The sequence below is a fragment of the Isoalcanivorax indicus genome (assembly GCF_003259185.1).
GTDB lineage: Bacteria > Pseudomonadota > Gammaproteobacteria > Pseudomonadales > Alcanivoracaceae > Isoalcanivorax > Isoalcanivorax indicus.
Map to the genome: position 1 here is coordinate 2,321,847 of NZ_QGMP01000001.1, position 13,544 is coordinate 2,335,390.

Here is a 13,544-nt window from a genome sequence, read left to right on the forward strand (position 1 = left end):
CGCATCAGCCGCGGGGGATGAGGGGGGCGCCGATAGCGTCTGCCGGCAGGGCCTCACGGCCCTCTGCGGTCAGCAGCGGCAGGCGCACCTCGCCTTGCACGTCCACCAGAATCGAAAGCAGTTCGCGCGAGAACGTGGCTACAAATGTGGGATGCACGCCGTACAGCATCAGGTACAACTGGTCCCCCGGTGTCAGACGTTCCGCAATGCCTTCCAGCATGACCTCATGGGTGCCGAAGCCGCGCAAGGGAAAGACCTGCTCATCGATCAGGTCCGGCAGGGGTAACGGCAGGGGCACACCGGGAATCGCCTCGGCACGGATCACCCCGATACCGGCGAAGAGGATGATGTCCTCCCCTTTCAGGGCAATAACCGGCGCGGTGTCGTTGCACAGCAGAGGATCAATCAACGGCCCCAGCAGACCACGGATCACGTCGTTGCACAGCAACGGGTCCAGCACCACTTCCTGCAACGGATCCAGTTGTGCCAGCGGGTCCGTCAACGTCACGCTCAGTGTCGGAATCCCGGCGATCACGGCGTCCTCGGTCACGGATCCCAGGCCCACCAGCGTCGGCAGCACACCCAGCGCCCCCGAGCGCGCCACCACCGGCAGGCCGCCGGGGCCACTGATGTCGAACGCCTGCCCACCCACAGTCACTTCAGGCACATTCACCGAATCGCCATAGGTCAGGGTCATGCACACGTCCTGCCCCATGGTGATCACGTCATCGGCGTTACCGATGCCGCGCAGTTTTTCATCAAACCAGGCGACCGTGGCCGCCGCCGCATCCACCCCGCCACATTCGGCAAAGATATCCAGACCGCCGTCCGCCAACGTCGGCAGCGCCGGAATCAAGGTCGGCACGCCACGCACCAGCTCCACCACAAAGCCCACGTTCGGTGAAAAGAAATGGTGCCCGAACGGATAGGTAAGCAGACGAACATCGCCCCCGGCGCCGCGCAGACACTCATAGTTCCAGTAGGCTTCGTTGAAGGTGAACAGCGAATCCCGGAAGCCCTGGAACATGAGCACATCCACCGGGTACAGCTCACCCGGGGGCTGATTGACGATATAGCTGCCACCACCGGTCAGCGGCGCCAGCAACTGCAACAGCGGATCAAGGGAAAAATCACTGGTGTTGCCCGCCTGTTGCAACATCAGGTTGCGCGGGTTGCCGCAGCCATAACTCAGCCCGCTGTAGGCCAGAAAATCCTGCGACACCGGCGGCATCACATTGGTCACAGCAGCTTCCACCAGGGTCGCGCGCAGCAGCGGGTCCATCGCCAGGCCGGTACCGGCATCCCCGGCACCGGACAGGAACAGACCCCAGTAGGACTTCACGGCATCGCCGGGGCTCAGGCTGTAACTCAGATCATGCCAGGTGATGTGCGGCACCATGGCATCCAGACGCTGGTCCGGGTCCATGCCATAGAGCATGTACTGGAAACCGCCGCCGTAGCTGGCGCCGACCGCGCCCAGCAGCAGATTGTCGAAACCGGTGTGGTTCGGCGCATAGGCCAGGTAATCCAGATGCGCTTCGGCCCAGTCAACGATCTGCACCAGATCCTGGCCCTCGAAGTCCGGCGTCATGACACGCACGGTGCCCCCGCTGTCACCGTGGCCACGCTGGTCGATACTGATGACCGCATAACCCGCCTCGACCAGTTGCGCCACGGGTCCGGCAAACGCGGTGCCCGCCTCGGTCTGGCGCCCCCCGGCAAAACCGTGCCCTTCAAGAATCAGCGGATGCCCGTTGACGCAATCCAGCGTGCGCGGTTCAAACACCTGAAAGGTGATGGCCGCACCATCGACCCGCGACGGCATGGTGACGCGGTAACTGCGGCCGCCATCGAGGGCTTCGCCCGCGGCACAACTGGCCGCTTCGGCGTCCGCCTGGCTCTGCGGCAAGGGCCGCTGTTCACGATCGGGGTCAGGATTGGCTGGCCCGACACCGGGCGGGTTGCCGCCAGGGCTGCTCAGCGAACCGGATTGGCCACCGCCACAGGCGGCCAGGGCCGATACCAGCAGGGCGGGCAACAGGAAACGGGAAACATGCATGGCGCGACACCTGAATTATTATGCTTGTGCACTATCAGGCCACAGGCGCCGGGTTCGGGCTGTCGGGGAAATGTCAGGAATATGTCACGGCTGTTAAAGACGGGCGGTCAGAATGTAACCCGCCTCAGGCGCGGGCCGCCACCTGCCGCCGCGCCCACCACCAGCGCGCGGGCAGCACCGCACACACCAGCGTGACCAGCACCAGGCTGCCGCCCAGCGCCAGGCCATGGCCGCTGTCGATCAGCGCGGTGTGCGGCACCCGCAGCACCAACAGCAGCACCCAGGCGGCCCACACCAGCGCCGGCAGTACCAGAGCATCAAGGTGCGCGGGCACGGCTCCCCTCAGGCGCAGGGTAGCGCGCAACGCCTGCAGACTGGCCCCGCTGAGCAGCAGGCTGCCGAAGAGAATCGCCATCATCGATTTTCGCCCTTTTTTTAGGAACAATGAGCATATCATGTGACGGGTGGAGAACACCCGGAGGAGAACACCTGAAGGAGAGCGCCTTGAAATACCTTGTGTTCGGCGGGCTGCTGCTCCTGCTGCTGGTGGGCATCACCGGTCTGGTCCATCAGCGCAAACCACCGCCGGAGGGGGTCGGCATCGCCTGGCCGGAACGGCCGCTCGGCGACGCCGTGCTCTTGCATGATCTGACCTGGCACGATGACACCGGCACACGTCACCTGCAGCAACAGATCTTCGACGACATCCTGCGTCTGATCAGCCAGGCCGAACAGCTGATCCTGCTGGACATGTTCCTGTTCAATGCGTTTCAGGGCGAACCGCCGGAAACCCATCGCGCCCTGTCCGCTGAGCTGACGGCGGCCCTGCTGGCACGCCGTCGGGCGTCGCCGGACCTGCCGATCATCGTGATCACCGACCCGGTGAATACCCTGTACGGTGGCCTGCACGCGACACACCTGGACAAGATGGAGTACGCCGGTATCCAGATACTGGAAACCGAACTGCGGCCACTGCGCGACAGCAATCCGAGCTGGTCCGGGCTGTGGCGCCTCTGTTGCCAGTGGTTCGGCAACCGCCCTGACGGTGGCTGGCTGCCCAACCCCATGGGCGACGGCCGCGTCACCCTGCGCAGCTATCTGGCCCTGCCCAACTTCAAGGCCAATCACCGCAAGACACTGGTGGTGGACGACGGGGACAGCTGGCAGGCCATCATTACCTCCGCCAATCCCCATGATGGCAGCAGCGCGCACAGCAATGCGGGCGTGCATTTCCGTGGCGCTGCAGCACTGGACCTGCTGGCATCGGAAGCCGCCGTGCTGGCCCTGTCCGGCGTCAGCCCGATCACCACACTGCCGACACCGCCGCCTGCATCCGTGCTCGAACCCGGCACCCCGTCCCTGCAGATTCTTACCGAGGGCGCGATCCGTGATGCCCTGCTCGATACCGTCAACCATGCCGCTGAGGGTGATCAGCTGGATATCGGCGTGTTCTATTTTTCCCACCGCCCGTTGCACCGCGCCGTGCAGCGGGCGCATGCGCGCGGGGTCCAGGTACGCGTACTGCTGGACCCGAACAAGGATGCCTTCGGCCGGGAAAAGAACGGCATACCCAACCGCCAGGTGGCCGCCCGCCTGCACGCCGCCGGGGTGCCGGTGCGCTGGTGCGATACACGCGGTGAGCAATGCCATACCAAGCAACTGCACTGGCGCGGCACCCAGGGCAATGCCATCCTGATTCTGGGCTCCGCGAACTTCACCCGTCGCAATCTCGACAACTACAACCTGGAAACCAGCGTGCGTATCCGGGCAACACCGGAGCACGCCCTGATGCAGGACGCTCAGGCCGTCTTCGAGGCACGCTGGGACAATACAGGCGGGCGCCATTTCAGCCTGCCCTATGCGGCCCATGCGGACCACACGCGCTGGCGCCAATGGCTCTATACGTTCATGGAAATGACCGGCTGGAGCAGCTTCTGAACCGCGATATCAGGGCAGGCGACGCTGCATGATGACCTCTGAGACCGGTTGCCCGGCGGCACCGACAAACTGAGTGGATGGGCGCTCATCACAGACGCTGAAGCCCATCCTCTCGAATACCGCGACGTTCCCGGTTTCGCGAATGGTGCACAACTCCATGTGCGACAGGGGGTAATGCTGGCCGATGTCGGCGACATGCTCGATCAGGGCGCGTGCCACCCCCTGGCCACGGAAACGGTTCGCGACGCCCAGCCCCTGCAGGTACAGGGTTTCATGCGCCAGCGTGTATTCAAGTGTGCCAGCCAGTTCACCGCCCATCCAGGCGACCAGCACATCGAAGCGCGGCATGATACGGCGATGGGCCGCACCGCCGGTTACCGGCAGATAGATACGCCGAAGTGCACTGGTGACCTCATCACGCAACGCGCCGAGCGCGCCCCGGTCGGCGGTGCGGGCCAGACGTACCTGAATCATCTTGTCCGGTGACACTGCCATCGCCTGATACTCCCTGCCATGAACCTGTGAGGTTCGACCGGCGGGGCGCACAGGGTTTCCCGTGAAGGCGCGACTGATACAGCCTTTTACGATCGCGCCAGAAAATCCGTATCCATGACATAGCGGCCCGGCTTCTGCGGGTCCATCCACACGGTGATGCTGTGCTGCCGGATATGCTCGGAGGGATCGAACCAGAGGTTACGACTGAAGAAGACCTGCACCTCACCAGTGGCCGGATTCTGCCACTGGGTCACGATACGCTGCGGGTGACGTCCGTTTACGGTCAACCGGGTGTTCGCCTCCACCCCCTGAAACCGGGTTTCGATACGCCGACCCGTCTGTCGCAGTTGTGCCGCGCGGCGCCGTGCCCACAGCGGGGCCAGTGCCGCCACGCCCCCCACCGACGTGAACATCACGCCCACCAGAGCGCAGATCAGCACACCGCCCCACAGCGAAAACAGGCCCTTGATACGTGCGTTGTCCGGCTGCTCCGGGGCATACAGCACCGTCACCGTTTCGCCACGCTTATAGGCCGGCGGGTTGCTGCTGACCTGGCTGGAAAAGCGATAGGTCTGACCGTCTCCGGCGCGGAAACTGACCACCGGCCGCCAGGTCGTACCACCGTCGCTGGAGCGCGATGCGTCCAGCGCCACCACCTGCCCGGTGGCGGTGTGACTTTCGGCCACGAAACGCTGGGTGTTCAGCCCCAGCCCGACGGCTACCGCCAGTAACACGACACCCACTGCCGTGAAAGCAATCGTTATGATTTTCATCCCTTTTCCCCCGGATTTTCCCACTGCGCGGATTCTACCCCGCAAGACAGGTCATGGGGGTCCGTATCCCTGGAAGTGCAACCGGCATCACAGAGCAGCGAGCGTATCCTCGAGCCAGGAGAGGGCGGCCGCCGTGGCATCGCCGCGCCAGAGAAAGCCGGTGATGTGTCCGCGCCATGCCTGCTCATACAGCACGACATCCCCCCCGGCCGCCTCGAGTGCGACCTGAAAATCCGTAGCGTGATCCAGCGACACGGTGCGGTCCTGGCGTGCATGAAACAGAAAGAATGGGGGCGCATCACGATGCACGTGGGTGACCGGGGAGGCGGCCGCAAATACCTCGGGTACCTCATCCCGGGTGCCACCAAGAAAAGCCGGCACAAGACGCCCCCCGGAATACTTGCGCAGATCCATTGGCGCGCCACCGGCCACCACCGCCTGAATGCGGGTGTCCTCGCCACCGTAGGGCTGATCCAGCACGCCCCCCTGCCCGGCCACCAGCCCGAGCAGGCTGGCCAGATGGCCGCCGGAGGAATACCCCAGCACAGCAACACGATCAGCATCCACATCAAGGTCTGTGGCGTGCTGGCGCAACCAGCGCACGGCAATCTGCAGGTCATGCAGCTGCGCCGGAAACACATGTTCGGGGGCAAACCGGTAATCGATATTCATGGCAACATAACCGGCTTGTGCCAGCTCTCGGGCGATACCGTCCATGTCGTCACGGCTGCGCCGGGCCCAGCCGCCGCCATGCACCACGATCACCGCGGCATGCGGCCCGCGCCCCTCGGGAAGGTGAATGTCCGCATACAGTGTCTGCTCCCAGTCCGGCGGCGAAAACGCCTGCTCGGTGAGCACCGAGGGCAACGCAGCGCCGCCACCGGACACGCATCCCGCCAGAATGATGACCGCACTCACCAGGGCACTGAAACGGCGCATCATCAACGCTCCTGTGCCAGCGTGCCGACAGGCCGGTCCAGACGCTGCAACAAGGCATCAGACGGCACCAGCGAGGCGAGAAACGCCAGCAACTGACCGCGCTGGGCCGGGGTAACGTCAGTCCCCGGCAGTAAGGCCGTCGGCCGCGGCAGTCGATCAAACCAGAACTGCCCGCTGCCCTGGGCGGCCACCGGCGCACTGGCCAGCCAGACGATGGTATCGGCACCCATGCGCGCATCGCGCAACCAGCGCTGCAACCGGGCATTGAAGGCCGGCAGGGATTTCGCCACCCCCGGCGTGGCCGCCCAGCCAGGGTGCATGCTGTGGAAGGTCACCCCCGGCACCCGCGCCGCAGCGATTGCCGTCAGGTCCACCAGCGCCCGCTTGGCCCGGGCATACGCCTTGCTGCCATCGTACGGCTCGTCGAGATACTGCATGTCTTGCGGGTGCAGAGCCTGGGCATACAAGCCACCACTGGCGACATTGATCACCCGCCCGCCAGCGGCCTCCAGTTGCGGCAACAGCAGTGACATCAGACGCCATGGCGCCAGCAGATTGATGGCCAGCGCCCGCTCCTGCCCTTCGCGGGTCAACCCGTGCTCGGCAAACAGGGCGCCCGCATTGTTGATCAGGCCATCCAGTTGCGGCGCCGCCGCCTGCAGGACCGGCGCAATGCGCTCGACCTCGGACAACAGCGACAACTCGGCCTCGAAGATCTCCAGCTGCGTCGTCGCACAACCGCTGAAATCCCGGATATGCGCCACCGCGTCTGCCAGCCGGGCCGTGTCGCGGCCCACCAGCAACAGCCTGGCACCCAGCCGCGCCAGCTCGCAGGCTGTCGCCAGCCCGAGCCCGGAGGTCGGCCCGGTAATGACAAACGTCTTGCCGTCGACGCGATGGCTGAGTCCCTTGTTGGTCATGCGCAGGTAGCCGCGCTCGGTAAACGACCAGGCTGCGGGCAGGAGGGTGCGATGTGCCAGCCGGTCACGCAGGCCGGGGCCGGGCAGTTGCGTTTCCGGTGTCAGGGCGCGGGCCAGCCCGGCAACCGCCTGGCGCCCGACCCGCCGCAGCCAGGGATGCAGCAACGGCTCGATACGCGCGACACGGCCTGTGAAGGTGAAATCGGCACGGTAGCGGATACGGGTCCGCCCGTGTCCGGCATCGTCCAGCGAGATCGTGTCCAGGGCGCGCAGCCCCTCGGCCTCGCCCTGCATCACGATTTCCCGGGGCGGCGAAAGCCGGGTGATCCGGTATTGCATCGGCAGCCGACGCCCGGCCGAATTCAGCAGCAGATCAAATTGCGTGCCCACCATGACCGGCCCCGGCGTCTGCTTGACCGCCCGGTAGACCCCGGGGTCCCACTGCTCCGCCGTGGAAAAATCCTGCAGGTAGCGGTAGCAGTCCTGCACAGTGCGCGGCACAGTCATCACTTCCTCAAGACGAATCATGGCACCTCCTGTCCTTCACACGACCTCGCACTACACCATAGCACCCGTGAAGGCGCCGCAAGGTTGAAATGATCCGGACTGCCCCCAGACCTGCTGCACAGCGCTATCAAGGAGCCCCTGATGAGTTCATCCACCCCATCCCGCCACTTCGAAGCCGCCCCCGGCCTGTGCGAATCCCCTGACCGGGAAACGCAGGACTATGTGTTCAACCACAGCATGATGCGTATCAAGGATCCGGCGCGCAGCATGGACTTCTATACCCGCGTGCTGGGCATGCGTCTGATCCGCAAGCTCGACTTCCCGGAGATGAAGTTCTCACTCTATTTCCTCGGCTTTGTCAGTGATGAACAGGCTGCCCGCATCAGTCAGGACGACGGCGAGCGCACCACCTGGACCTTCAGTGGCAGCGGCATGCTGGAATTGACCCATAACTGGGGCACCGAGGACGACCCGGAATTCCGCTACCACAATGGCAATGACCAGCCGCAGGGCTATGGGCATATCGGCCTGGCGGTACCGGACGTCTACCGCGCCTGCGAACGACTGGAATCCCTCGGCGTGGACTTTGTGAAGCGCCCCGATGACGGGAAGATGAAGGGGATCGCGTTTATTCGCGACCCGGACGGTTACTGGATCGAAATACTGCAGCCGAACATGCTGGCATCGCAGGGCAAGGCCTGAACAACCGGGCGGGCAGCCATGCAGGCCGCCCGCCCGGCGCGATACTCAATCTGCGTAGAACAGATATTCCAGCATGCGCTCCTCGGCGGTACGCCCGGTCGCACCGAAAAACTCATCCGCCGTATGGAAGGTGCTGAAGAAGACCTGCCCGCTGTCATCCCCATGCGGGAAACGCAGCGTTAACACACGACTGCCGCCACGGTCGGTCACCAGGGGCACCACATCCGCATTGTGGGGTGCCAGCACATCATCGCCGTAACCCGTCAACGTGAAGCGGCCATTGCTGTCGACGCAGGCATTACCGTTGCGACAGGCCATGGTGCGCATCCAGTTACGCAGCGCGGTATTCGCCACCTGCACCCGGGCGCCAGTGTCCACGCCCCCCTCCGACATGTCGTCCGGTGCAACGTAGCCATAGAAGGACTCTGTCACCCACTCACTGGACAGGTCCGTCACGTACAGAAGGCCACCCTGACCCACGAACTCCTGAATGGAGACATTCCAATTGGTATCCTCGGGCACCGGCGCATCGCAGTTTACGTACAGAATATCGTAGTTCATCAGGCGCAGCTGCCCACCGTCCATTTCGAACAGCTCGTCCATGTCCGGATAATCTTCGCCACCTCCCCCATAGCGCCGGGAACCGATATACAGATCGAAGGTTTCGCTACCCAGCCACTGGGGCGGCTCGTGCACGTAATCGTCACACCATTCAGGCGGGGGTGGCCACGACATGTCGGGCGGCCACCACCAGGGCGGATCCTCCGACGGATCACAGTAATCGGGCTCCTCATCACCCATGGACACCATACGCGGCTGGGCGGCCCCGTGCGCAGGGCCGTGGTGCCTGTGGTCATGCGTGGGCTCGGTTACGGACGCCAGCATCTGGCCCTGCGCCGGATTGACAGTCATCCCGAGACGCACCAGCACATTCTCTATCTGATCAAACGTCCCGGTAATTACAGCGATGCGCGGCGCTCCGGCTTGCGGATCACTGGAGAACGGCAACACCCCGGCATAGTCACCCAGGGTGTCGATACTGGCCTGGCCGCTCCATTTGCCTTTGGCGAAGTTCAGCTCCAGAGCATCCGGCAAGGGATCCAGGCCGCCGAATTCCAGCACGAAATAGCCGTACTGATCCGTGCAGGCCCACAAGGCGTTGCTGTCTGCGGGCGGTGCACAGCCCTGCTGTGATGATTGCAGCCCGAGCGAGCGCCCAGCGAGCAAACCCAGGCCCTGGCCGGCGTCGGCGTGGTACACCGTAACGCCCGCCACCGGCGTTTGGCCATTGGGCGCCGTGATCTTGCCACTGACACCGGTGGCACCGGGATCAGGCGGCGGCATCTGAACCGGAGGATCCGAGGCGCCACCGCCCCCGCCTCCTCCACCGCCACAGGCGGCAAGCGCCAGCGCTGACAGCGCCAGCAGAACACTCTTGCTGATAGATTTCATGGCAGATATCCCCGCTCACGTTTTCCTTGTGACATACCCCATGCCCATTACCCGGCACCAACGCATTCATGCCATAACCGGGGTGCGGGGTTCCAGCGATGCCATCACAATGTCGTAATCCCGCGCATCAAAGGCAGCCAGCAGGCGACGCATGGTCAGGGTGCTCCAGGGGAATCCGGTGCTGTTGAGGCCATTGGCATCAATGTAATAGCTGGAGCACCCCCCTGTGTTCCACACCGTGCCCTGTAATGCGGCCTGCACACGTGCATTGTAATCGCGCTGTGCCGTCTCGCGGACATCAAGGCGGGCAATGCCCTGCTCACGCATGGCCTGCAATGCAGACAGCGCGTAACGAATCTGCGCCTCGATCACAATGAACGCCGAGTTGTGACCAATGGCGAGATTCGGCCCCAGCACCAGAAACAGATTGGGGAAGCCGTGAATGGTTGTGCCACGATACGCCTGCGGGCTGCCCGCCCAGGTGGCCGCCAGCGTTTTGCCACTCGCCCCCTGCACGCGATGCGCAATCGGCTGATCGGTGACATGGAATCCGGTACCGAGGATAATCGTGTCCACTTCACGCTCACTGCCGTCATCTGCCACGATCACGTTGCCACGAATTTCGCGCACACCGGTGGCAAACACTTCCACATTCGGCTGCGCCAGCGCCGGATAATAGTCATTGGAGAGCAGCACGCGCTTGCAGCCCAGGGTGTAATCCGGCGTCACTTTTTCACGCAGTACCGGATCCTTGATCGCCAGGCGAATATGCGCCCGCGCCAGGCGCTCGACCTGGCGCAACAGTGCCGGCTTGCGAAAACCGATACCGAAAGTTTCAAAGCCACTGTACAGAAGCCCGCGCAACAGCTGCCGCACGCCGGGCCAGCGTAACAGGCCCCTGGCCCGGCCTTTCAACTCGGTATCCGGCTTCGGCAGTATCCATTGCGGCGTGCGCTGATAGACCTTGAGTTCACCAACCTGCGGCTGGATCTCCGGCACAAACTGGATGGCAGATGCCCCGGTTCCAATGACCGCCACACGTTGCCCGCGCAGGTCATGGGCATGATCCCATTGCGAAGAATGGAACACCCGCCCGGGAAAATCCTGCAAGCCCGGCAAATCCGGAATAATCGGTTCATGCAGGTAGCCCGTGCAGGCCATAACGGCCCGTGCCCGGTAGGTCTGGCGCGGCGTGCGCACCACCCAGCAGTGCGCAGCCTCGTCCCAGGCCGCCTCCTCCAGCGGCTCGCCAAAGCGGATAAAGCGCGCAACATCATGGCGCCTGGCGGTGTCCTGCACATAATCCAGAATTTCCGCCTGGCCGGCGAAAAAGCGACTCCAGTCCGGCTTCTGGGCAAAGGAATAGGAGTACAGCGCCGACGGCACATCGCAGGCGCAGCCCGGATAGGTATTGTCGCGCCAGGTGCCGCCCAGGCTGTCGGCCTTTTCCAGCACGGCAACATTGTCGATCCCCTGCTCACGCAGACGAATGGCGGCACCGATACCGCTGATACCGGCACCGATGATCAGAACGTCAAACCACTGAGGTGTTGTGTTGGTCATGAAACGCCTTTCCCCTCGCCCGATATGAAGGGCACAATCGTGAAGCAGACCCGGGAGGCATTGCTTATCATCCGGGGCCATTATCACCGCCGCGCAGACCTTTATGACTGATTTACGGCACCCGTGCCGCCTTGAGCGCCCATGACCACAGCCCCCCTCGGCTATCGTGCCCTGATCCAGCTCGCCATCCCGGTCATTCTCGCCAATATCGCCGTGCCGTTACTCGGCCTGGTGGACACCGCCGTGATCGGCCACACCGGCGATGCGGCCGCCCTCGGCGCCATCGCGCTGGGGGCGCTGGTGTTCAGTTTTGTTTACTGGGGTTTCGGCTTTCTGCGCATGGGCACCACCGGCTTTATTGCCCGTGCCACCGGCGCCCGCGATAACGATGAAGTGCGCGCCGCCCTGACCCGCGCCCTGTTGCTGGGGCTGGGCATCGGCCTGCTGCTGATTGTGCTGCAAGGATTGATCAGCCAGCTTGCCCTGTTGCTGCTCGGCGGCAGTGACGACGCCCGCGCCCTGTTGCGCGAATATATCCAGCTGCGGATCTGGGGCGCCCCCGCGACCCTGGCCACCTTTGCATTGCTCGGCACTCTGATCGGCCTGGGGCGCACGCGGCACCTGCTGGTGCTGCAAGTCTTCCTCAACGGTCTGAATATTCTGCTGGATGTGTACTTCGTGCTGGTGCTCGACTGGGGCGTGGCGGGCGTTGCCCTGGGCACCGTCATTGCAGAATGGAGCGCCTTGTTGCTGGGCCTGTGGCTGCTCTGGCCGCTGGTCCGTCCGGCCCCCGGCCAGCCCTGGCCGTGGCCATTGCTGCGTCAGAGGCAACGCTGGCAGGCCACCCTGCGCACCAACAGTCACATCATGTGGCGCACTCTGTTTCTGCTCGCCGGGTTTGGCTGGTTCGCGCGCCAGGGTGCCGCGCTGGGGGATGATGTACTGGCCGCCAATCATGTGCTGCTGCAATTCATCGCCTTCTCGGCTTTTTTTCTTGATGGCTACGCCTTCGTGGTGGAATCACAGGTGGGTCAGGCCGTCGGGGCACGAGACCGGCAACGCTTTCGCGACGTGATTGTGCGCAGCAGCCATCTGGCCGTCGGCACTGCCCTGCTGCTTGCGGTGCTGGTGCTGTTACTGGGGCACTGGGGCGTGCACGCCCTCACCAGCATCGACAGCGTGCGCGAGGTCGCCATCGCCCAGCTGCCCTGGGTGGCGCTTTATGTGGCCCTGTCCTGCGCCGCGTTTCAGCTGGACGGCATTTTTATCGGCACCTCGGAAAGCCGCCCCATGCGCAACAGCACACTGGTGGCCCTGCTGTTGTTCATCGGCGCCTCCGCCGGCCTGGCCTCCTGGGGCAACACCGGGTTGTGGCTGGCGTTCGTGTTATTCGTGGTGTTCCGTGGCCTGACCCTGGGCGCCTGCCTGCCCGGTCTGTACCGGCGTCATTTTCACCAGGACGCCGCCGACTGACGCAGAGGCTGATCAGAAACGCACGTCCGCCAGCGCCGGCATCACCACCTCCCGCACGAAGGACACTTCCGACAGCGATAGCGCACAGCGCAGCACACTGACGACATCCTGCAACGGAATCTGTGAGGCATCCGCCTCGTCCCCTGTTGCCAGATAACCGGGGTGCAGACAGGTCACCGCCAGACCGCGCTGACGAAATCCTTCGCGCAAGGCATCGGCCATGCCGTTCAGTGCATGCTTGCTGGCACCGAACGCCACCTCCGGACGCCCGGCATGGGGACGTCCGGAGGTAGAGCCGATCAGAATGATGTGGGACTTGCGATGGGTCAGCAGGCGCGGCAACAACGCCTGACACAACAACAGGGTGCTGGTGATGTTGATATCCACCAGCCGACGCAGCATGTCCGGCGCATCCGAGAGGAAGTCGTAATCGTCCTCGAAGGCGCGTGGTTCCCAGATGCCGACATTGCAGATCAGTACATCAGGGCAGGCAGCGCCCAGCGCACTCAGTATTGTCTTGCTGGCAGCCTCGCCCTCGCTCAGGTCCGCCGGAATCCAGTCGATCTGCGCCTGCACACGGGAGCGCACTGTCGCAGGGCGCCCGCGTGACACGCCGGTCATGCGATCGCCCGCCTGCCCCAACCCTTCCACCAACGCGCGGCCCAGGCCCTGGCTCGCACCGGTAATCACAGCATGCATCACTCACCTCCTGACAAAACAGGC

Annotated in this window: 12 protein-coding genes; 3 read left to right on the forward strand and 9 right to left on the reverse strand. The window is 64.1% G+C overall.

Annotation, left to right across the window (positions count from 1 at the left end):
* Positions 1–4: 4 nt before the first annotated feature.
* Together DKW65_RS10545 and DKW65_RS10550 are read right to left on the reverse strand one after the other, a co-directional pair.
* Positions 5–2,059, reverse strand: a complete 2,055-nt coding sequence (locus tag DKW65_RS10545; RefSeq protein WP_111657203.1) for a CocE/NonD family hydrolase — start codon at positions 2,057–2,059, stop codon at positions 5–7.
* Positions 2,060–2,183: 124 nt separating this feature from the next.
* Positions 2,184–2,477 (reverse strand): hypothetical protein, encoded by a 294-nt coding sequence (locus DKW65_RS10550; RefSeq protein WP_111657204.1) that lies wholly within the window; start codon positions 2,475–2,477, stop codon positions 2,184–2,186.
* Positions 2,478–2,563: 86 nt separating this feature from the next.
* On the opposite strand from DKW65_RS10550, the gene DKW65_RS10555 reads away from it, so the two are divergent.
* Positions 2,564–3,997 (forward strand): phospholipase D family protein, encoded by a 1,434-nt coding sequence (locus DKW65_RS10555; RefSeq protein ID WP_245932470.1) that lies wholly within the window; start codon positions 2,564–2,566, stop codon positions 3,995–3,997.
* A gap of 9 nt (positions 3,998–4,006) precedes the next feature.
* Here DKW65_RS10555 and DKW65_RS10560 read toward each other — a convergent pair whose 3' ends face one another.
* From DKW65_RS10560 to DKW65_RS10575, 4 genes are all read right to left on the reverse strand, one after another.
* Positions 4,007–4,492, reverse strand: a complete 486-nt coding sequence (locus DKW65_RS10560) for a GNAT family N-acetyltransferase (RefSeq protein WP_111657206.1) — start codon at positions 4,490–4,492, stop codon at positions 4,007–4,009.
* Between the two features lie 86 nt (positions 4,493–4,578).
* Positions 4,579–5,265 carry a DUF3592 domain-containing protein gene (locus DKW65_RS10565; RefSeq protein ID WP_111657207.1) on the reverse strand — a complete coding sequence of 229 codons (687 nt, stop codon included), beginning with the start codon at positions 5,263–5,265 and terminating at the stop codon, positions 4,579–4,581.
* An 87-nt stretch (positions 5,266–5,352) separates the two neighbouring features.
* Positions 5,353–6,207: an alpha/beta hydrolase gene (locus DKW65_RS10570; RefSeq protein ID WP_111657208.1), complete on the reverse strand. Its 855-nt coding sequence runs from the start codon at positions 6,205–6,207 to the stop codon at positions 5,353–5,355.
* Entirely contained in the window at positions 6,207–7,652 is a 1,446-nt protein-coding gene (locus tag DKW65_RS10575; RefSeq protein WP_111657209.1) for an SDR family NAD(P)-dependent oxidoreductase, read from the reverse strand. Before DKW65_RS10575 ends, DKW65_RS10570 begins: the two co-directional genes overlap by 1 nt.
* A 120-nt stretch (positions 7,653–7,772) precedes the next feature.
* Between DKW65_RS10575 and gloA the strand changes: the two genes are divergently transcribed.
* On the forward strand, positions 7,773–8,333 hold the full coding sequence (gene gloA / locus DKW65_RS10580) for a lactoylglutathione lyase (RefSeq protein ID WP_111657210.1): 561 nt from the start codon (positions 7,773–7,775) through the stop codon (positions 8,331–8,333).
* Positions 8,334–8,378: 45 nt separating this feature from the next.
* On the opposite strand, the gene DKW65_RS10585 is transcribed toward gloA, so the two are convergent.
* Together DKW65_RS10585 and DKW65_RS10590 are read right to left on the reverse strand one after the other, a co-directional pair.
* Positions 8,379–9,785, reverse strand: a complete 1,407-nt coding sequence (locus DKW65_RS10585) for a hypothetical protein (RefSeq protein WP_111657211.1) — start codon at positions 9,783–9,785, stop codon at positions 8,379–8,381.
* A 66-nt stretch (positions 9,786–9,851) separates the two neighbouring features.
* The gene (locus DKW65_RS10590) at positions 9,852–11,348 is read right to left on the reverse strand and encodes a flavin-containing monooxygenase (protein WP_111657212.1); all 1,497 of its coding nucleotides are present in this window, start codon (positions 11,346–11,348) and stop codon (positions 9,852–9,854) included.
* A gap of 141 nt (positions 11,349–11,489) precedes the next feature.
* Between DKW65_RS10590 and DKW65_RS10595 the strand changes: the two genes are divergently transcribed.
* On the forward strand, positions 11,490–12,821 hold the full coding sequence (locus DKW65_RS10595) for an MATE family efflux transporter (protein WP_111657213.1): 1,332 nt from the start codon (positions 11,490–11,492) through the stop codon (positions 12,819–12,821).
* A 12-nt stretch (positions 12,822–12,833) separates the two neighbouring features.
* On the opposite strand, the gene DKW65_RS10600 is transcribed toward DKW65_RS10595, so the two are convergent.
* Positions 12,834–13,520, reverse strand: a complete 687-nt coding sequence (locus tag DKW65_RS10600; protein WP_111657214.1) for an SDR family NAD(P)-dependent oxidoreductase — start codon at positions 13,518–13,520, stop codon at positions 12,834–12,836.
* Between the last annotated feature and the right edge of the window lie 24 nt (positions 13,521–13,544).